Origin of the sequence: Odoribacter sp. AF15-53 (assembly GCF_003479425.1) — a bacterium.
Taxonomy (GTDB): Bacteria; Bacteroidota; Bacteroidia; order Bacteroidales; family Marinifilaceae; genus Butyricimonas.
In genome coordinates, this window is the sequence record NZ_QUHC01000006.1 from 214,261 (window position 1) to 234,894 (window position 20,634).

The 20,634-nt window shown below is 44.7% G+C and carries 14 protein-coding genes; 11 read left to right on the forward strand and 3 right to left on the reverse strand.

Annotated features, from left to right (window positions below):
* Positions 1–178: 178 nt before the first annotated feature.
* The 10 genes from topA (at position 179) to DWW52_RS14040 (ending at position 14,442) form a co-directional block, all read left to right on the forward strand.
* Positions 179–2,575 carry a type I DNA topoisomerase gene (topA, locus tag DWW52_RS13995; protein ID WP_118716123.1) on the forward strand — a complete coding sequence of 799 codons (2,397 nt, stop codon included), beginning with the start codon at positions 179–181 and terminating at the stop codon, positions 2,573–2,575.
* 113 nt (positions 2,576–2,688) lie between these two features.
* Positions 2,689–4,821, forward strand: coding sequence for a peptidylprolyl isomerase (locus DWW52_RS14000; RefSeq protein ID WP_118716124.1), 2,133 nt, complete (start codon positions 2,689–2,691; stop codon positions 4,819–4,821).
* A 135-nt stretch (positions 4,822–4,956) separates the two neighbouring features.
* The gene (locus DWW52_RS14005) at positions 4,957–5,535 is read left to right on the forward strand and encodes an acyltransferase (protein WP_118716125.1); all 579 of its coding nucleotides are present in this window, start codon (positions 4,957–4,959) and stop codon (positions 5,533–5,535) included.
* 17 nt (positions 5,536–5,552) lie between these two features.
* Positions 5,553–6,680: a DegT/DnrJ/EryC1/StrS aminotransferase family protein gene (locus DWW52_RS14010; RefSeq protein ID WP_118716126.1), complete on the forward strand. Its 1,128-nt coding sequence runs from the start codon at positions 5,553–5,555 to the stop codon at positions 6,678–6,680.
* A gap of 10 nt (positions 6,681–6,690) precedes the next feature.
* Positions 6,691–7,752: a non-hydrolyzing UDP-N-acetylglucosamine 2-epimerase gene (wecB, locus tag DWW52_RS14015; protein ID WP_118716127.1), complete on the forward strand. Its 1,062-nt coding sequence runs from the start codon at positions 6,691–6,693 to the stop codon at positions 7,750–7,752.
* A gap of 1 nt (position 7,753) precedes the next feature.
* Positions 7,754–9,061, forward strand: a complete 1,308-nt coding sequence (locus tag DWW52_RS14020) for a glycosyltransferase family 4 protein (protein WP_118716128.1) — start codon at positions 7,754–7,756, stop codon at positions 9,059–9,061.
* Positions 9,058–10,071 (forward strand): D-glucuronyl C5-epimerase family protein, encoded by a 1,014-nt coding sequence (locus tag DWW52_RS14025; RefSeq protein WP_118716129.1) that lies wholly within the window; start codon positions 9,058–9,060, stop codon positions 10,069–10,071. The genes DWW52_RS14020 and DWW52_RS14025 overlap by 4 nt, the downstream gene beginning before the upstream one ends.
* Before the next feature lie 45 nt (positions 10,072–10,116).
* Positions 10,117–12,045, forward strand: a complete 1,929-nt coding sequence (asnB, locus tag DWW52_RS14030; protein ID WP_118716130.1) for an asparagine synthase (glutamine-hydrolyzing) — start codon at positions 10,117–10,119, stop codon at positions 12,043–12,045.
* A gap of 166 nt (positions 12,046–12,211) precedes the next feature.
* Entirely contained in the window at positions 12,212–13,252 is a 1,041-nt protein-coding gene (locus tag DWW52_RS14035) for a glycosyltransferase (protein ID WP_118716131.1), read from the forward strand.
* 2 nt (positions 13,253–13,254) lie between these two features.
* Positions 13,255–14,442 carry a glycosyltransferase family 4 protein gene (locus tag DWW52_RS14040; protein WP_118716132.1) on the forward strand — a complete coding sequence of 396 codons (1,188 nt, stop codon included), beginning with the start codon at positions 13,255–13,257 and terminating at the stop codon, positions 14,440–14,442.
* On the opposite strand, the gene DWW52_RS14045 is transcribed toward DWW52_RS14040, so the two are convergent.
* The 3 genes from DWW52_RS14045 to DWW52_RS14055 are packed head-to-tail and all read right to left on the reverse strand — an operon-like array spanning position 14,439 to position 17,874.
* Entirely contained in the window at positions 14,439–15,209 is a 771-nt protein-coding gene (locus DWW52_RS14045; RefSeq protein WP_118716133.1) for a hypothetical protein, read from the reverse strand. The genes DWW52_RS14040 and DWW52_RS14045 overlap by 4 nt on opposite strands.
* Before the next feature lie 27 nt (positions 15,210–15,236).
* Positions 15,237–16,757 carry a lipopolysaccharide biosynthesis protein gene (locus DWW52_RS14050; RefSeq protein WP_118716134.1) on the reverse strand — a complete coding sequence of 507 codons (1,521 nt, stop codon included), beginning with the start codon at positions 16,755–16,757 and terminating at the stop codon, positions 15,237–15,239.
* Positions 16,750–17,874: a glycosyltransferase gene (locus DWW52_RS14055; protein WP_118716135.1), complete on the reverse strand. Its 1,125-nt coding sequence runs from the start codon at positions 17,872–17,874 to the stop codon at positions 16,750–16,752. The genes DWW52_RS14050 and DWW52_RS14055 overlap by 8 nt, the downstream gene beginning before the upstream one ends.
* Before the next feature lie 111 nt (positions 17,875–17,985).
* Here DWW52_RS14055 and DWW52_RS14060 point away from each other — a divergent pair, with 111 nt between their 5' ends.
* Positions 17,986–20,460 carry a YfhO family protein gene (locus tag DWW52_RS14060; protein ID WP_118716136.1) on the forward strand — a complete coding sequence of 825 codons (2,475 nt, stop codon included), beginning with the start codon at positions 17,986–17,988 and terminating at the stop codon, positions 20,458–20,460.
* The last annotated feature ends 174 nt before the right edge of the window (positions 20,461–20,634 follow it).

Here is a 20,634-nt window from a genome sequence, read left to right on the forward strand (position 1 = left end):
GAACTCTCGTGGCATCTTAAAATCATAAAGATGAGGCTTCGAGTTCAGCTTTTATTTTCCGACCGTTTTTCATTTTCAATTGTTTTACGTAAGTTTGCACCCTAATTTTAGGACGAACCAGCTTGAAAAAGCGATAATCCGTTTCTGAAAGAAGCGGGAACGTAAAAGAAAATCGTATATGATTGAAAATTTAGTAATTGTCGAGTCTCCGGCTAAAGCCAAGACGATCGAGCGTTTTTTAGGAGAAAATTATGTTGTAAAATCAAGCTTCGGACATATCCGGGATCTGGAGAAAAAAGACCTGGGGATTGATATCGAACATAATTTTCAACCCAAATATGAAATATCTCCCGACAAAAAAGCTATTGTAAAAGAACTGAAACAACTCGCCAAAGAAGCCAAGACGGTATGGCTAGCATCCGATGAGGACCGCGAGGGAGAAGCCATCGCATGGCACCTTTTCGAGGTACTCGGCTTAAAAAAAGAAAATACCAAACGTATTGTTTTCCACGAGATCACGAAAGACGCAATCTTACACGCGATCAACAACCCGCGGGACATTGATAAAAATCTCGTTGATGCCCAACAAGCTCGCCGGGTTCTCGACCGTTTAGTGGGATTCGAGGTATCTCCCGTTTTGTGGAAAAAGGTGAAACCTTCTTTATCTGCCGGACGGGTTCAATCCGTTGCCGTAAAGCTCATTGTTGAACGGGAAAGAGAAATTAACCATTTCGTTGAACAGAAATACTATAAAGTAACCGGTACATTCGAAACGAAAGATGCAAACGGAAATGCAGTTCCGCTAAAGGCCGAATTATCCGAACGTTTTTCCACGAAAGAAGAAACGGTTGCTTTCATGGAATACTGTAAAGGAACTACCTTCACGGTCAGCAATGTCGAGACAAAACCGAGTAGCCGCAAGCCTGCCCCGCCTTTCACGACATCCACGCTACAACAGGAAGCCTCCCGTAAACTGGGATTTTCTGTTTCACAGACCATGACCGTGGCTCAAAAACTTTACGAACAGGGACACATCACGTACATGAGAACGGACTCCGTGAACTTGTCTCAATTGGCTATTGGGGCCGCGAAAGCCGTTATCTGTAACACACTGGGAGAAAAGTATTCCAAACCCAGAAATTTCGCTACCAAGACAAAAGGCGCACAGGAAGCCCATGAGGCCATCCGCCCGACTTACATGGACAAAGAATCCGTCAGTAGCGATAAAAATGAACAACAACTTTACGCGTTGATCCGGAAACGCACCTTGGCCTCTCAAATGGCCGATGCAGAACTGGAAAAAACGACAATCACGATAGCCATTGCCGGAAAGCAATACACTTTCGAGGCCGTGGGAGAAGTCATCATCTTCGACGGATTTTTAAAAGTGTACATAGAATCCCAAGATGACGAGAAAGAAGATGACGAAGCGGCATTATTACCTGCTATTCATAAAGGCGATCATTTGCAACGCTCGCTGATCCAAGCCCTAGAACAATACACGACGCATCTCCCGCGTTACACGGAGGCCAGTCTCGTGAAAAAAATGGAGGCCTTGGGAATCGGTCGTCCTTCCACTTACGCCCCGACAATCACGACGATTCAGAACCGGGGATACATTCTTCGGGAAAGTCGGGATGGTGTAGAACGCGAACTGGACCAGATCGACCTGAAAGGACAAGATTTGAAAGTCAAAAAGATCAAACGAATTTTCGGGGCCGAGAAGAAAAAATTATTCCCCTCGGATATCGGAATGGTCGTGACTGACTTCCTTTCCAATTACTTCACCAACATCATGGACTACAACTTCACAGCAAATGCCGAGGATGCTCTCGACCATATCGCCGAAGGAGAAGTTGAATGGCAATCCATGATCGGAACTTTCTATCAACCTTTCCATGCTAACGTGGAAAAAACACTGAAAGAATCCGAACGTAACACCGGAGCCCGCGTGCTTGGAACAGACCCGCAAACCGGAGAAAATGTCTCCGTACGTATCGGGCGTTTCGGCCCCATGGCGCAAATCGGGGAAGGCGAGAACGTTCGCTATGCCGGATTACTCAAAGGGCAACTCATGGAAACCATCTCCCTGGAGGAAGCCTTGGAGCTCTTCAAATTTCCCCGTCAACTGGGTGAATTCGAAGAGAAACCCGTATCCGTGGGTATTGGTCGTTTCGGTCCATACATCAAACACAACCAACTCTTCGTTTCCTTGAAGAAAGGCGTTGATGATCCGGGTACTATCACCCTGGAAACTGCTATCGAGCGTATCAACGAAAAGAGAGAAATCGAGAAAAACAGAAAAATCAAGGAATTCGATAATGGAGTACAAATCCTTAACGGACGTTTTGGCCCTTACATCACTTTTAACAAAGAGAACTACAAGATCCCAAAAGGTCAAGAGGCTGATAAACTGACTTTCGAGGAAACCATGGCCATTATCGCAAAAGGTGGGAGCAGTAAGAAGAAAACGACGAAGAAAACTACCAAAAAAACGACAGAGAAGACGGACGAAAAAACGACCGTGAAAACAACAAAAAAAGGAACAAAAAAAGAGACGAAAAAAAAGGAATAGGTCAATAAATGAAAGGGATTGAAATTTATTTGCATAAAACCAATCCATTTTATATATTCGTACCCTCGAAAAAATAGATTATTCGTGTGTAGAAACATAAAATTTTAATATAAATGGCAACGTTACAAAAAATTAGAAATCGCGGTGGAATACTTGTTAGTATCGTGATTGGATTAGCCCTAGTGGCTTTTATTGTTGGAGATGCTCTCAGTTCGGGCGCCAGCCTTATTAATCGTTCCAGAAACAAAGTTGGAGAAGTTGGTGGGGAATCTATCAGTATTCAGGAATACCAACAAAAGATAGCGAAAAACGAAGATTTCATCAAAAGCATGAACGGTCTATCCGCTCTTACGGATGATCAACAACGTATGATCCGGGAAAATACCTGGAACCAGATCGTTTCTGAAATCGTGTTGAACAAAGAATACGCGGAACTGGGATTGGATGTAAGTGGAGACGAATTGTACGATTTCTTGTTAGGGAACAACATGAATCCCGCCGTTAGCCAATTATTCGCAGACCCCAACACGGGACAAGTAGACAAAGATCGGGCTCGCTTGATCATCAAACAATTGATCGAAGCTCCTGCCGGAACCCCGCAAAAGGAATACTGGTTAAACATGGAAGAGCAAGTAAACACCGCTCGTAAACAAGAAAAATACAACACGTTGTTGGCAAAAGCATTGTTTGTAACAGATGCCCAGGCAAAAGAACTTGCCGAGAATGCTGCCACCACAGTTGACATCAGCTTCATCATGAAAAGCTACAACACAGTTAGCGACTCTGCCGTGAAAGTTACCCCGAACGAAATCAAGGATTACTACAACTCTCACAAATATTTGTTCGAGCAAGAAGAATCTCGACAAATCGCATACGTGAATTTTGATATCACGGCTTCCGCCGAAGACATCAAAGAAACTGAAGATTGGGTGAACGATTTAAAGCCCGAATTTGCAGAAGCAAACAACGTGCTTGAATTCGCAAGTCTTTCAACCGAGAAAAGACATCAACCCAAATATTACAAAAAGGGAGAATTGGAAAACGAAGCGTTGGATGAGTTCCTGTTCACGGAAAAAAGCAATGACGTATTCGGACCTTATTTGAAAGATAACGCATACAATATCGTGCGTGCAGCAGATCGCCGTGTATTACCCGATTCAGTAAGAGCTCGTCACATATTGATTGCAACAGGTAACGTGGCCCCCGCTCAGGCTCAAAGATTAGCCGACAGCTTGGCCGGTTTGATCCGTAAAGGCGGAGACTTCGATGCTTTGGCAAGACAATATTCTGCTGATCAGAACACGTCTGTAAACGGAGGTGATTTTGGCTGGTTCACTCAGGAGCAAATGATAAAACCGATCAGTGATTCTGCTTTCTTCTCCAAGAAAAACAACGAGGTGAAGATTGTAAAAACAGATTACGGATATCACATCCTACAAGTAACCGACAGATCAACCCCGGTAGAAAAAGTTCAGGTAGGTATCATCTCTAAAGAGATCACCCCGTCACAACAAACGATCAACACGATCTACAACAACGCCCGCACATTTGCAAACAACATTAATACCGTGGCAGATTTCGAGGCGGCTTTAACAGCCAACAACCAAACGAAACGTATTGCCAATTTGGCTAAAAATGCTCACCAGATCCCCGGACTGGACAATGCAAGAGAGATCATCCGCGAGGCTTATCTGGCTGACAAAGCGGGAAATATCCTGATGACAAAAGAGAAATCTCCGATTTTTGAAGCAGGTGATAAATTCACAGTTGCCGTTTTAACTGGAATTCAAGAAGAAGGTATTGCCCCATTAAATTCTGTCTCTGCTGCTATCCGGAACGAACTCATTCGCAAGAAAAAAGGTGAAATCATCGCGAAGGAACTGGAAAGCGCTATCGCCGGAAGTGAAAGTTTGCTTTCTGTAGCACAAAAAGCAAACGCTCAGGTAATGGATGCAACAGACGTTAGCTTCAGTTCATTCCAGATCCCCGGAGCCGGAATCGAGCCCGTGTTGAACGCCGAGGTCGTTACGATGAATGAAAACGAAATATCCAAACCCATTATCGGGAACCAAGGTGTTTACGTGGTAGTTGTCAACTCAAAAACAGTTGATACGGTTACCCCGGAACAAATTGAAATGGCAAAAAGAAGTATCGAACAAAATACCATATACTACAGATTCCGCCAACTCCTTCCCGCTCTCGTGAAAAAGGCCGGAGTAGTAGATACAAGATATAAATTTTACTAGTAACCTAAACCACAAACCGAAAAAGCCGTCCTCCATAGGGCGGCTTTTTTTAGTACAAACAGAAATAAAAAACATCATCCATGTTTCTCTCAATACTTTAAGAAAAACTATCTTTGCCTTTAAAATAATATAAAGATGAAAGACTATTTCGTACATGAAACCGCCATCGTAGACGAAGGCGCAACCATAGGAAAAGGAACTAAAATCTGGCATTTCTCTCATATCATGAGCAACTGCCAGATCGGAGAAAACTGTAACATCGGTCAAAACGTGGTTATATCCCCGGAAGTTATCCTTGGGAATCAAGTCAAAGTACAAAATAATGTATCCGTGTACACGGGAGTCACCTGTGACGACGATGTCTTTTTAGGCCCCTCCTGCGTGTTCACGAACGTAACCAACCCGCGTAGTGCCGTCAACCGGAAAAGCCAATACGCCCGGACGCATGTCGGTAAAGGAGCCACGATCGGGGCAAATGCGACCATCGTGTGTGGTCACGACATCGGGGCTTATGCTTTCATCGGGGCCGGGGCCGTGGTAACAAAAACCGTACCCGCATACGCCCTGCTGGTTGGGAATCCGGCCAAACAAATCGGTTGGATGAGTGAATTCGGGCACCGCCTTCACTTCGATCAGAACGGTATCGCCGAATGCCCGGAAAGCAAACAACGTTATCATCTACAAAACGGACTAGTCCAAAAAATAGAAGAATAAACAATAATTTCACAACCATGAAAATAACAATGGTAGACCTTCACGGGCAATACGAGCGTATCCGAGAAGAAATAAATAGTGCCATCCAAGAAGTACTTGACACCACGGCCTTCATCAACGGTCCCCAGGTAAAAACTTTCGCCCGGCACCTTGCCGAATATAACCAGATTGAACACGTCATCCCTTGTGCCAACGGCACGGATGCCCTACAAATTGCCTTAATGGCCCTAGGATTACAACCCGGAGACGAGGTGATCGTTCCCGTTCATACCTACGTGGCCACGGCTGAAGTAATCGCTTTGCTGCATTTAGAACCCGTCTTCGTGGATTGCGTAGCCGATCGCTTCACCATTGACGTCACCAAAATAGAAGAAAAAATCACGCCTCGCACGAAAGCCATCGTTCCCGTGCACCTGTACGGTCAATGTGCCGACATGGCCTCTCTCATGGAGATCGCCCGCCGCCATAACCTATACGTGGTAGAAGATACCGCCCAGGCCATCGGGGCCACTTACACGTTCCGCAACGGCCACAAGCAAAAAGCAGGCTGCATTGGAGACATCGGGACCACCTCCTTCTTCCCTTCCAAAAACCTGGGATGCTATGGGGACGGAGGAGCTCTTTTTATCCGGGACAACCAACTGGCAGAGAGAGCCCACATGATAGCCAACCACGGCCAAGAGATAAAATACCATCACGACATCGTGGGTTGCAACTCCCGCCTGGACACGCTACAAGCAGCCATCTTGGACGTGAAACTGAAATACTTGGACGAATACACGGCTGCCCGTAATCAAGTTGCCGATCGTTACGACAAGGAGTTGGCTTCCGTCAAAGGAATCATCTTGCCGCAACGGGCAAACGACAGTACCCACGTGTTCCACCAATACACGATCCGGGTAGAAAACCATCGCCGGGATGAACTGAAAGACTACCTGATGCAACAGGGAATCCCCAGCATGATCTACTACCCCATCCCGTTGCATTTGCAGAAAGCCTACACAAAAGAAGGACAGGGCAAAGGAACGTTCCCCGTGGCAGAACAATTAAGTGAAGAGGTATTATCCCTCCCCATGCACACGGAAATGAAACCGGAAGAACAGGAGTATATCATCGAGAAAATTCACGCTTTTTTTAACCGATAGAATTCAATTTATGGAAATCATTACCATCGTCGGGGCAAGACCACAATTCGTAAAAGCCGCCGTTGTCAGCCGGGAAATCAGCAAACATGCCGATATCCGTGAAACCATCGTGCACACGGGACAACACTTTGACCCGAACATGAGTAATCTTTTCTTCGAAGAGATGTGCATCCCGCATCCCACCTACAACTTAAATATCAACAACTTGGGACACGGGGCCATGACCGGGAAAATGTTAGAAGAAATAGAGAAAATATTACTTGACAGGAAACCGGACTGGGTTCTCGTGTATGGCGATACGAATTCCACGCTTGCCGGAGCATTGGCTGCCAAGAAACTGCATATCAAAGTTGCACACGTGGAAGCCGGTCTCCGTTCCTTCAACATGGAAATGCCCGAAGAGATCAATCGGATATTAACAGACCGGATTTCCGACACACTTTTCTGCCCGACAGAAACGGCTATCGAAAACTTACGTCAAGAGGGCTTCGACCATTTCCCGACCCGTATTGTCACCTCCGGGGATGTCATGCTTGATGCGGCCCTGTTCTATCAAACCCATAGCCGCCCCCCCAAGGTTGAATTAAGTGATCATTTCGTGCTCGCAACTTTACATCGGGCTGAAAACACGGATCATCCACAACATCTGATGGATATCATCCATGCATTGGAAACGATCTCGCGGGAACAGGAAGTTATCTGTCCCCTTCACCCGCGTACCCGATCAAAACTTGAAACCCAAAACTACGACACGAAGAATTCCCCCATTCATTTCATCGAACCCGTCGGATACTTGGAAATGCTTTATTTGCTAAATCATTGTTCTCTTGTCATGACGGATAGCGGTGGGCTGCAGAAAGAGTCCTTTTTCTTCAAAAAATATTGCATCACGCTGCGTAACGAAACGGAATGGACAGAACTTGTAGAAAACGGGTACAACTCCCTGGCCGGTAATTCATACGAAGTAATCATGGATACCTACCGGAAATACCATGTCCCGAACTTCTCCAAATCCTTATACGGAGACGGGCACGCGGCCAAAATCATTGTCGACACGTTAATACACCCGTAAAATGAGCAAAAAGGTTTTAATCATCACTTATTACTGGCCGCCCAGCGGGGGCCCCGGAGTGCAACGGGTATTGAATTTCGCCAAATATCTCCCGAAATTCGGTTGGGAACCCATCATTTTAACGGTACGCAAGGGAGAGTATCCTGCCAGGGATATCTCTTTGGAAAAAGAGATTCCTTCCGGTCTCAAAATATACAAGACTAAAACTTTCGAACCCTTTTCCCTTTTCAAGCTGATTTCAGGTAAAAAGCAAAATGAAAATATCGGGACATACATTCTGACAGAAAAAAGTCCCAACCTCGTGACCCGCCTTTCCAAGTGGATCCGATTGAACTTGTTCATCCCGGATGCCCGTGTCGGTTGGAAACGCTTTGCCGTCAAAGCCGGGGAAAAAATCATCCGCACGGAAGGGATTGATCTCATACTAACCTCATCACCTCCCCATTCCCTACAACTTATCGGGCAATCCCTTGCACGGAAAACCGGGAAACCTTGGGTGGCTGATTATCGCGATCCTTGGAAAGAAGTCGTTTACAACCAGAATGTCAAAAGATCACCTTTCGCAGAACGCAAAGACCGTAAACTTGAACATGCAGCCCTGAACCAAGCCGACGGGATAGTATCTATCAGCAAGGATATCCTCCGCTTACTGGAAAGTAAATGCGATAAACCCAAAGAGACTCACCTCGTCTTCAACGGTTACGACAACACTCCCGCCCCTATGCCCGACAATTCCTGTCCGGTAATCACATACACGGGTGTATTATCCGTAACCCGGATTCCGTACCCTCTTCTCGTTGCTCTCAAAGAACTCCGGGAAGAAAACGTCCGGTTCCGACTTAAATTTATTGGCAACACCTGCCCGGAATTAAAATCCCTGGTCGATGAAAACGGTTTAACATCAGATACGGAATACATATCCTATCTCCCTCACGAAGAATCCATACGGCACATTAATCATTCTGATGCCCTACTCCTCGTGATAGATAATGTTCCCAACAACAAGGGTATTCTTACCGGAAAACTATTCGAATACATCGGGGCCCGACGAGCCATCTTCGCAATAGGCAATTTAGAAGGAGAGGCAGCCCACATCATCGAGGAATGTCAATGCGGAAAAATGATTGATTATAATGACGTGGCAGGAGCGAAACAAACACTACGCGAATTATATTCGGCATGGGAAAACCACATCCCCGCCTATCCTTTCAGTAACAGCTCCCGTTATTCCCGTGAAGCAACCACGGGAGAACTGGCAAATTTCATGACACATATCCTCTCTCAACAGGCGCAAAAAACAGAACTATGAAAATAAAGAATGCCATTTTCTTCGGGAAAAGAATGCTCACGGATTTCAACGAGAACAAACATTTAACCATTTGCCTGGATAACAAAAACTCCAAATTATCCTGTTATTACTTCGTGTTCGAAGAAGACAAGATCAACACGAGAGGCGGGAATCATCCCTTTCTGTTTGACGCACAAGGAATTCCTCAAGTTCACTCTTATATTGACGTTGTTGATACCAAAGGCTATTTCTATTACCCGATAACGATCGGGCAATACGCCCTCGCCGTTTTCCACACGTGGCTAAAAACACAGGACCCGGACAAGAAAGCTTATTTTCTGCGATTTGCCGACTGGTTCATGGACAAGCGGACCGATGATCCTATGCTGGGAACTTACTGGCTTACCGAGACTGCCAAGCCCGAATACGGGGTAAACACGCCATGGAAATCGGCATTCGCTCAAAGCCGGGCAATTTCAGTTTTACTACGAGCCTGGCAACTTACCGGAGATAAAACTTATCTTGAAACCGCCACCCGTGCCCTGATCCCTTTTACCAAAGATATCACTTCCGGCGGGGTATCCGTCGATCGGGAAAAAGGAGAAACATTCTATGAAGAGTACGTGGCTGCAAAACCAACGCGAGTGCTGGACGGTCACGGGTTCTGTCTTTTCGGTTTATACGATTATATCCGGGCTGTCCCCGAAAGCGTGAATCCCAACGGACACGCTCTCGCCCAGCAACTTTTCGACGAGGGAGTGGAAGGACTCATCCGCCAAATCCCTAAGTTTGACATGGGCTTCTGGTCCCGCTTCAACCGTTGCGACCTCCCCGGCTACCCGCAGGATGATCCCTGTACTATCGGTTATCTTCGCCTCGTCCGCCAACAATTCCTAATTCTCCACGGGCTAACAGGAAGAGAAGAATTGCATACATTCAGTGAAAAATTCCGTCATTACGACCGAATCCCTAACATTTTAAAAATGTATCGCCACAAGTTCCGAGCCCTGAAAAAACTAAATCGCTTGTAAACCCGTGAAATAAATGATACTTTTGTATAAACAAACTCTTGCAATATGTGCGGAATAGCCGGAATATTCGAACGGAATACAGATAACAAGCTACTCATGTCGGAAATGTTGTCCTCTATCGAACATCGGGGACCGGATGATCAATCCATATACACTTATCAGGATTTCACCCTCGGACACAGACGCTTGTCGATCATTGACGTATCCACCTGCGGCAACCAACCCATATTCAACGAAGATCAAAGTATCTGTGTCATTTTCAACGGAGAAATATACAACTACGAGGAAATCCGGGAAGAGCTGAAAGCCAAGGGCCACGTGTTCTACACGGCAACCGACACGGAAGTGCTCGTTCACCTTTACGAAGAATACGGGACCGGATTTTTGAACAAATTGAACGGGATATTCGCTTTTGCCTTGCTGGACAAAAACAATAATCGTTTGATACTCGTTCGAGATCATTTCGGGGTCAAACCCTTACACTACTTCTTAAAAGACGGGGTGCTGGTTTTCGGCTCCGAACAAAAATCCATTATCCTGCACCCGAAATACGAACGCCAGCTAAATCTAAAAGCCTTACATATACACCTGAACCTGCGCTACACGCAGGGAAACGAGACTCTTTTCGAGGGAATCAAACGATTACCCCCGGCTCATTTTGCCGTGTTCGAGAACGGATTGTTTACCGTCAAACGTTACTGGCAACTGGAAGTAAACATCGACCGGTCGATCAGCGAAAACGAGGCCAAAGAAAAGATGAATGACTTAATCAAACAAGCAGTCAAGCGACAACTGGTCAGTGATGTCCCCGTGGGAGTGTACCTTTCGGGAGGCCTGGATTCCTCCACGATCGTACAAAAAATGCACGAACTTGGGATTCCGGAGATCAACACATTCACCATGGGCTTCAACGAACCCACGGATGAATTCCCCGATGCCCAACAGATCGCCGACCACTTTCACACGCATCATCATACGTTGAGCCTTTCCATGAACCCGATGCAACAGATGCCCAAGGTCATCTGGCACGCGGAAGAACCCAAGATCAACTTGTTACAGGGTTTCAACATGTCGGCCTTCGTTCACCCGACCGTGAAAGTGATTCTGGGAGGCCTGGGAGGGGACGAACTGTTCGCCGGGTATGATATCCACAAGTTCATCTACCCGTTCAACAACTGGCACCACAACACCCCGCACTGGCTGCAACGCATGTTGCGCTGGAAATCGGATTTCATTTTTCGCCTCCAAAACAACTCGAAATCGTTACGCTATGACGAATATCGACGGGGCGTGCAAATGTTACTATCTATCGGGGACGTGGAACGTTTTTACCTCATCCTGCGAAACGTGTGGGATTACGATGCCCCATTCTACAAAAATATTTATTCCGAAAAATTCTTAAAAGAACAGGAAGTCGAAAAATTCAAGGTCCACAAAGAATTCGATAAAATCTTTGAATCCGTACGCCACCAGAACGGGTTGGATCAGGTGCTATACACCGAGTTCCAATCTAAAATGACCAATGATTATTTACTCACGGACGACCGGATGTCCATGGCCCATTCCGTGGAAGAACGGGTTCCGTTCCTAGATCGTGATCTCGTTGATTTCGGTTTTACCCTCCCCGTGGAAATGAAGATCAAGAATAATCAAACGAAAAATCTTTTCCGGGAAGCCATGAAACCCTATCTTCCTCCCAAAATCATCACCAAGAAAAAGTGGGGGTTCTCCGTCAACCCGTACCTACAATTCAAAAAGGACTTGAAAGACACGGCGGAAAAAATCCTGACCAAAGAATACATTGAAAAACAAGGTATATTCAATTACAATTACATCCGGTACATTCTGGATTACCCGGCACACCCGAAACTCCGGTGGCATTACAACTTTATCTGGATCATCCTCGGACTCGCAATTTGGGAACAGGAATTTATCCACAAACGGGTGGAGGATAACGTCGAAGCCTATTATTAAAACTAAATAACAGGCATACAAATACGAAGCAAAATTTTCCAGAAAATCTTCCGTGATCATTCGTGATGAATGATAAACACGTCACGTAAATATCCCCGCATTTATTAGCATCGCTTAACTAAAAATCCGTATATTCGCAACAGAATAGCATATCCCAAACAAAACCATGAAATACTCTATTATCATTGCCGTATACAACCGATTGGAAGAGGTGAAGGAACTTCTCGATAGTGCGGAAAAACTCGAAGGAGACCGAAATATCTTTGAATTATTATTCGTGGATGATGGCTCGAAAGACGGTTTCCGAGAATTTATCGAGCAATACCATTCGAGCAGCGACTTACAAATCCGGGCAGTCTACCAGCAAAATCAAGGACCGGGAGCAGCCAGAAATCACGGGATGAGCGAGGCAAAAGGAGATTATTTCGTATTCGTGGACTCGGATTGCATGTTTCCACCTCAATGGCTGGTAGAAATAGAAAAAGTACAAAACGAACATCACTATGACGCTTTCGGGGGACCGGACACCTGCCATCCATCGTTCTCTCCGCTACTGAAAGCAATTAACTATTCCATGACTTCATTTATCGGAACCGGAGGTACGCGGGGCAATAAAAAACACGTGGGGCGTTTCTATCCCCGTAGCTTCAACATGGGTATCTCCAGAGAAGTATACAACAAGATCGGAGGCATGGGAAGCTTACGCCACGGGCAGGACATGGACTATTCTATGCGGATATATAATGCCGGATTCAAAGTCGGACTAATCGCCGATGCTTACGTCTATCACAAACGGCGCACGAGTATCCCGAAATTCTTTCGCCAAATATTCAACTGGGGCGTTGCCCGTATCAATTTATCTCGCCGTCATCCCCACACGCTGAAACTTGTACATCTATTGCCGGCCATATTAATCGTCGGGCTATTCATACTAGAACTCGTTACCCTGTTCACGAGCCAACATTATCCCCCCGTGCATTTCCTATGGAATATCGTTGATTACGGGTTAATGGCCGTTTGCCTGTTCGCGTTTCTTCAATCCCTTTTCAGGTACCACAATATCGTCGTTGCATTCTTTTCAATCCTGACCCTGTTAATACAGGTTTTCGCTTACGGGTTCGGGTTACTTTGGGGTGGTTGGAATGCGTTACTTGGAAAAGAGGTGAAAGGGTTCTCGAAAAATTATTACGGGAGTAAAAAATCATAATCATGAAAATCGGAGTCATACTAGATAAAGAAATCACGAGAGATCAACGCGTGTTGAACGAGGTTAAAATATTGGAAGGCCACGGGCACGAGATACATATCCTGTGTCCCGACCTGTATCATCTTGGAATGTCCGCAACGATCGGTAACATCCAAGTAACCCGTTTCAGTATGAGCAATCGCAAACGCGAAGTGTTATTCGGAATCGTGAACCGTTTCCCTCTCTACTACTGGATATGGCAAAAGCAAATCCGGGCCTTCATTCAAAACACCCGCGTGGAAGCTCTTCATACACATGATTTGTACATGGCAAGACCCGTACACGTGGCAAACCGAAAGTTCCATCTCCCGGTCACCGTGGATTTACACGAGAACTTTCCGGCAGCCATACAATCCTACACGTGGGCAACCACATTCCCCAAAAGTTTGCTGGTAAATCCCAAACGCTGGAGCCGGATTGAAAAACGTTACCTGCTATACGCGGATAATATCGTGGTTCTCTGCGATAGCTTCAAAAATGAACTACAACAAAAGTTTCCCCAACTCCGGGAGAAACATTTCGCTATATATCCCAATGTCCCGGATGCCCAAGAATTACTAGACCACGAGATACACCCGGAGGTTCTACCGCATGACCATGATTTCATTCTATTCTATTTCGGTGCCATTGGCGTGCGCCGCGGGTTCGTCACTTGTTTCGAGGCACTAAAAAAACTGTCTGCCACGCACCCCAAAATAAAGATGTTATTCATCGGCCCCGTGGACAAAGGCGATGCGGAACTTTTTAACGCTTACTTGAAAGACCCGCAACTTAAAGACCAGATTATTTATTTCAAGTGGAAAGATTTATCCGAATTTCCCTCGTTCGTTCATCAATCGGCTGTGGGTCTCTCTCCCCTAATCAAGAACCCGCAACATGATTCGGGTATCGCGAACAAGGTTTTCCAGTACATGCTGTTCGAGCGTCCCGTGCTGGTGTCCGACTGTACCCCTCAACTGGAACTGGTAGAAGAAACAGGATGCGGTGTCGTGTTTAAAAATCAAGACCCGGAAGATTTTATCAAAAAAGTTCTCTACCTGTACAACCACCCGGAAGAGTGCAAGCAGATGGGCGAAAAAGGGAAGAAAGCCATCTTGGAAAAATATAACATGACAACAGCCGGGAAAGAATTAGACAAATTATACCGTTAATTCGGGTCAACAAACGAAAGCCATAATTTCCGGATATTAGAACAAAAATCATAATTCCAATGTCCGGGATGTGTCAGTAACAAAATAACGGCATCACCGTTCTCTATCGCTTGCAACGGAGACTTCCCGTATCTCCATGCATGATTATGGTTCAACGAAGAATCGGATATATACGTGGAGATATTATCCAATAATTCCGGGTCATAAGTTTCAAATAATATCCCGTTCTCCTCTCTGAATTTCTCGTCCGCAAGCAGACAATTCGAGACATCCAGTTTTCGATTCCATTTCGAGCCGTGAGAACAAATGGATTGCATTTCCCCGATCTCCTCTCGAAAACACGCAATTTCCCGTGTCAAACGAGTTCGACAGATCGTATATATATCTTCTGATAATTGTTCTTTCGTTTCCAAACGGGACTCCCGGATAAACGTGGCTAATGTCTCGTAATGTAACCCAACCTCGAACCCGTCCGACAACATGCGCTTCATCAAAGCAGGCCTCATCGTGATGTGACGAAAATAATACGTAGCACGAACATGTAGCTCTTTTTCGATCTCGTACATCCGCCCGGCTCCTCTCGCATCAATATCAACATCATGACGCAATAAAAAAATCTTATCACGGGGAAAGCCCAGTTCTACCCACTCCCTTAAAGTCATCACCCGGTACCCCTGCCCTATCGCCGCGGTCAATATCTGCCGATATTCTTCCAACCGACTCTTCTGGGTGATTTTTCTATATACGCATTTCAATTTCGTTATCATTTCCCGGACTAAATCAATTATACCCTCTCACTTTTTTATATTCCTGATATTCTCTTTCAGGTTTTGCAGATTTGACCATTTTACCCAAGCCCCTTTCAAATTAACCAATTCCTCTTGCTCGTAAAAATGCCACCAATACAACAAAAACGGATAGCTAGCTAAAATACCACATTTTATCACGATCCCGATCCACATATTAACCCCGTTCACCATGATCCCGGCCAAATACAAGACCGTACCCACGACCAGTACTTTCCCCACTTTCGACAATTCATAAGGAATCGGGTAATAACGTTGCGCGTACACATAGCAGGCAAACCATGCGACGAATTGCACTAATGTAGTCGCTAATGCCGCTCCATACATTCCCATCACGGGGACAAGAATCATGTTTAATACAAAATTCAAAATAGTAATACTAACGATAACATAACTGATGATTTTCGTTTTTTTGGTCACCTGTAATCCTATCAAGCAACATTCACGCATCATACCAAAGAATATTGCGTATGTTATAAAAGGAATGACATAAAGAGCGTTGATATAATCCGGATTCGTAGTAACCAAAATAATCCCTTCACGAGAAAATAAATTCAATCCTAACGCGCAAAACATCAGTCCGAAAGAGAAATAAGTCAACACTTTGGCATAAAATCGTTTGTTATCAGGATCATTCATTTTTTTCATCAACAGTGGTGTTAACGCCAACTGCACCGAAGTAACAACAAATACTTTTAACGTGTTCCCGACTTTATACCCCAAACTATAAAAACCGACTTCATCCAATCCCTGAAAACTTTTAATAAAATAGCGATCGAAGACCGTCAACAAATTCCCGATAATAGCCGAAAAGATCAACGGGTAACTATAGGTCAGCAACTGCACGGTACAGGCTCTATCCACATGTAAAGAACTATTCCGGATAATTAAAGGTAACAGTATGATTAATTGCACGGCAACACCTATTAACTGGGCCTCGTATATTCCCCAAATTCCCCGTTCTAAAGAAACCGTAAAATAAACCGTCAAGACCAAAGTAACCAAAAGCCGGGTAATGTTGGATAAAGAATAAAAAAGAGGTTTGCTCTTCAATCGTAACAAATTTTGGGGTAACTCGATTAAAGCGGCCAATATAGAATAAAGAATAAGCAACTGCAAAATGTAGGGCACCCGACTTGCCATCGTGTATTCCTCGCCGTACAAGATTAACGCGGAAAGCCCGTCCACGTTGAACCAGAGCAATCCTCCCACGAAAATGGAAGTTGCAAAGGTAAACAACAAGGTCGTGAAAAAAATAGACTTTTGCCTGTCCTTGTATTCATCATCCCAATACCACCTGATCAACCCGGAAAACAAGGATAATCCCATCACGGCAATGATGATCTGAGAGGTTACTTCCAACAATCCCATTAAACCGTAATCAGCGGGAGAGAAATATTTTTCATCCGTGTACAAAGGAATTAAAACAAACCCGACAAGTTTCACGGCAATATTTCCCATGCCGTAAAGAATCGAATCTTTGACTACTTGTCTAATATCCTTAAACATTTTTATTTGTTGACATTAATTTATACACAGAAATCATCTCCTCCACGTTTTTACCCCAATCATACAACGCACGTACTCGTTCTCTCCCGTTTTTCGCTAAAGAAAGTCTCAACTCCTCGTGATCAACCAAATTTTCCATCGCCTCCGAGGCTTGTTGGGGATCATCGCGTTTCACGATCAGCCCCGACTGGCCATGTTCCACGATTTCGGTAAAACCGGGAGCATCCGAGACTATCACGGGACATCCCGTTGCCATCGCTTCCACTACCGCCACTCCAAAACTTTCTATACGAGAAAGAGCCACAAAGATATCAAATTGATTGATGACTTCGGGTAATTTATCATTGGCAATACGCCCCATAAAAGATATTTCCTTAGAAAGTCCCAAATCAGCCGCTTGTCGTTCCAGTTGTTCCCGTTCCTTTCCTTCTCCCACAATCCGCAAAGAAATAGACAGCTCCGGGCGACGAGCCCGCAAAAGAGCAAAAGCATCAATCAACGTGTCGATACCGTAACCATGCGACAGAGTTTTTACAATACCAAAAACAACGTGATTCTTTTGCTTTACTACAGGCAATGGTTTAAACAATGACATATCGACCCCGAAAGGAGTTACGAACAACCATTCTTTATCGGTATACTTGAAAACCTCTTTTGCCATTACGTGGCTTGTCGATAATATACAATCCGCCTTACGCAACACGTAACGAATCACACGTGCCCGGCTTCCTGACCATTTCGGGTAATCGTAAACATCCGTTCCCCAAGCCGAAACAATCAACGGATGAAATCCCGACAACGCCCCGAACAAACCGTTATCCGAGAGGTAATGCGCGTGAACGATATCCGGCTGAAATGACTGGATAGACGCCTTGATATCTTTCAATAACGTCCGATAATAAGTCAACAATTTAATTGGAAAAAAATTCCTTATCCCTTTGAGTTCCCGTTGTTTCGTGAAAGATTTGATCTGCACGTTATTCATGTCCTGATAATATCCATTATCTTTATACGGTCGGAAACTATATAACATAACCACCACTCCCCGTTCCGCAAGAGCCTTCACCCACCTTTGCGTATGTACCGCGTTCGGGTTTGATAACATGAATATTCTCATAACACAATTCTTGATAAACAAAAATAGTAATTATTCGCCACGTATTAAAGGTTTAAATATTATATTTTTTATTTTTGTCGGTGATTTATTTACCATGTAAAACAGATTCTAATGAAACAATTAAACCTGAAAGCATATTATCCGCATATTTTCGCAATCATTCTATTCGTTATTATCGGGTATGTCTACTTTTCCCCGGTATTGGAAGGTAAAATCGTAAACCAGTCGGATATATCTTCTTACGTGGGTGCCGCAAAGGAAACAAATGATTATCGAGCCGCGCATAATGGAGAAGAACCACTTTGGACGAACTCCATGTTCAGTGGAATGCCTACCACGATGATCGGGACCAGTTATAAAGGGAATTTCTTAAAAACCGTTTATAATCAATTATTCTGGGGACCCAGGCCGGCAAGTTATTTGATTTTAGGTCTCGTTTGCTTCTATCTCTTGCTGTTGGCCTTCGGTGTTAATCCCTGGCTATCCATTCTAGGTGCGTTGATTTTTGGTTTTTGTTCGTACAATTTCCAGATTATTCAAGTAGGCCATAACGCCAAAATGGTGGCTATTGCATTCATGCCCGCCGTTCTCGCTGCCGCCGTTTACGCCTTTCGAAAAAACCGATGGCTCGGAGCCGTACTTTTTGGTATAGCGCTCGCCTTCGAGATCATGGCAAATCACCCGCAGATCACGTTTTACCTGGCTTTTATCATTCTCTTCTATGGTATCGCCCAACTATATAAAGCCATTAAAGCGAAAGCTCTTCCGGCATTTTTCAAAACGGCCATTTTACTCGTGGTGGCTTCCGGTTTCGCTGCCGCCACCAATGTAAATTACTTGTGGCCAACGTGGGAATATGGGAAATACACGATGCGAGGCGGTTCGGAATTGACCATGAACCAAGATCAACAAACCAAAGGCGGCCTGGACAAACAGTACGCGACAGCATGGAGTTACGGAATCGACGAAACATTTAACTTGTTAATCCCTAACTTTAAAGGAGGTGCTTCTGCCGGTGCTTTGAGCAAAAACTCCGAAACCTATAAGTTCTTGAAAAGTGCGGGAGCCCAAAATGCGGATCAGATGATCAAACAGATGCCCTTGTACTGGGGTCCCCAGGCATTTACCGCCGGACCGATGTACATGGGTGCAATTGCCATTTTCTTGTTCGTACTAGGGCTAGTTCTGATCAAAGGCCCCATGAAATGGTGGATCGTGGGAATATCCGTGCTGGCTTTATTCCTCGGTTGGGGACGTCATTTCATGGCATTGTCCAGCTTTTTTTATGATTACATTCCCCTGTACAACAAATTCAGGGTGCCGTCCATGATGCTGGTGGTCTTGCAAGTCACGATCCCATTGTTAGGTATATACACGCTGAATAAAATTCTGAACGGTTGTTTCGAACGGAAAGTTCTTGTCAAAGGACTAAAAATATCTATCGGGATCACAGCCGGAATCTGCGCCGTATTCGCTTTAATTCCCGGTTTGGCAGGTAATTTCTCTGCACCCGTTGATACCCAAGCTGAATGGTTGCAACAATACCTACCCGCGGAACGGGAATCCTTACTCCGCACGGATGCCTTCCGTTCTCTGGCTTTTATCCTTCTGGCAGGAGTCGTTATCTGGGCATGGGTCATCCAAAAATTGAAAGTAACGCAATTCGCTATTATCATGGGGTTACTTATTCTTGCCGACATGTGGACGGTGGACAAGCGTTATCTGAATAACGATCATTTCGTCACCCAAAGGGAATTCAATAATCAATACAAGCTTCGTCCTGCCGATAAAGCCATTTTAACAGACAAAGATCCCAATTACCGGGTACTGGATTTAACCGTGGACGTGTTCAACGATTCACATACCAGCTATTTCCATAAAACCATCGGGGGATACAGCGCGGGAAAATTGCAACGCTATCAGGATATAATTGACTATTTTATCATTCCCGAAATACAAAGTCTGGGAAATGATATCAAGCAGTCCCCGACGCTTTCCTCCATCGAAGAAAGCCTGTCCAGACAGAAAGCATTAAATATGTTGAATGCCAAATACATCATTATCGATCCGAACAGCGCCCCCATCAATAATCGTTTTGTTTACGGAAATGCGTGGTTTGTGAAAGATTACGAGCTTGTGAATACCCCGGACGACGAAATCATCACGCTGAAACAAATCGACCCGAAAGAATCTGCCGTGATTAACAAGGAATTCCAATCCATCATTCAGGACAAAGGTTTTAACTTCGACGAGAACGCGACCATTCAGTTAACATCTTATGCCCCGAACAAATTAGAATACAAGACATCAGCAGCAGATGAACAACTGGCCGTCTTCAGTGAAGTATATTATCCCAAAGGATGGAATGTTTACGTTGACGGTAAACCGAGTGAACTCTTCAGGGCCGATTATATCCTGCGGGCCATGATCGTACCCGCCGGAGAACACGTCATCACATTCGAGTTTAAACCGCAATCCTATTTCATGGGAGCCAAAATATCTGCGATAAGCTCCGGTATTCTCCTGTTGGCCTTGTTAGGTTGTATTGTATTTTACATCATTCGGTATTACAAGAAAAAAGATTGATGATCTAGAAAAACGAAACATGTTTAAAATAAATGATAAATTGAGAGGTATCGACTAACTTCCAAGAACGCAAGTTGTGACCTTGAACAAAGAAAGAGTTCGAAATCTTGATATCACAAATTGTGATATCATTCAAGGATGGAAAGAACTGCGAGACAAGTAAATATCATGAAG

Excerpts from the sequence above, each read along its gene's own strand:
- DWW52_RS14035 (WP_118716131.1), top strand. The coding sequence starts at position 12,212 with ATGAAATACTCTATTATCATTGCCGTATACAACCGATTGGAAGAGGTG.
- DWW52_RS14060 (WP_118716136.1), top strand. The coding sequence starts at position 17,986 with ATGAAACAATTAAACCTGAAAGCATATTATCCGCATATTTTCGCAATC.
- DWW52_RS14020 (WP_118716128.1), top strand. The coding sequence starts at position 7,754 with ATGAGCAAAAAGGTTTTAATCATCACTTATTACTGGCCGCCCAGCGGG.
- DWW52_RS14000 (WP_118716124.1), top strand. The coding sequence starts at position 2,689 with ATGGCAACGTTACAAAAAATTAGAAATCGCGGTGGAATACTTGTTAGT.
- DWW52_RS14055 (WP_118716135.1), bottom strand. The coding sequence starts at position 17,874 with ATGAGAATATTCATGTTATCAAACCCGAACGCGGTACATACGCAAAGG.
- DWW52_RS14045 (WP_118716133.1), bottom strand. The coding sequence starts at position 15,209 with ATGATAACGAAATTGAAATGCGTATATAGAAAAATCACCCAGAAGAGT.
- wecB (WP_118716127.1), top strand. The coding sequence starts at position 6,691 with ATGGAAATCATTACCATCGTCGGGGCAAGACCACAATTCGTAAAAGCC.
- asnB (WP_118716130.1), top strand. The coding sequence starts at position 10,117 with ATGTGCGGAATAGCCGGAATATTCGAACGGAATACAGATAACAAGCTA.
- DWW52_RS14050 (WP_118716134.1), bottom strand. The coding sequence starts at position 16,757 with ATGTTTAAGGATATTAGACAAGTAGTCAAAGATTCGATTCTTTACGGC.
- DWW52_RS14005 (WP_118716125.1), top strand. The coding sequence starts at position 4,957 with ATGAAAGACTATTTCGTACATGAAACCGCCATCGTAGACGAAGGCGCA.
- DWW52_RS14040 (WP_118716132.1), top strand. The coding sequence starts at position 13,255 with ATGAAAATCGGAGTCATACTAGATAAAGAAATCACGAGAGATCAACGC.
- topA (WP_118716123.1), top strand. The coding sequence starts at position 179 with ATGATTGAAAATTTAGTAATTGTCGAGTCTCCGGCTAAAGCCAAGACG.
- DWW52_RS14025 (WP_118716129.1), top strand. The coding sequence starts at position 9,058 with ATGAAAATAAAGAATGCCATTTTCTTCGGGAAAAGAATGCTCACGGAT.
- DWW52_RS14010 (WP_118716126.1), top strand. The coding sequence starts at position 5,553 with ATGAAAATAACAATGGTAGACCTTCACGGGCAATACGAGCGTATCCGA.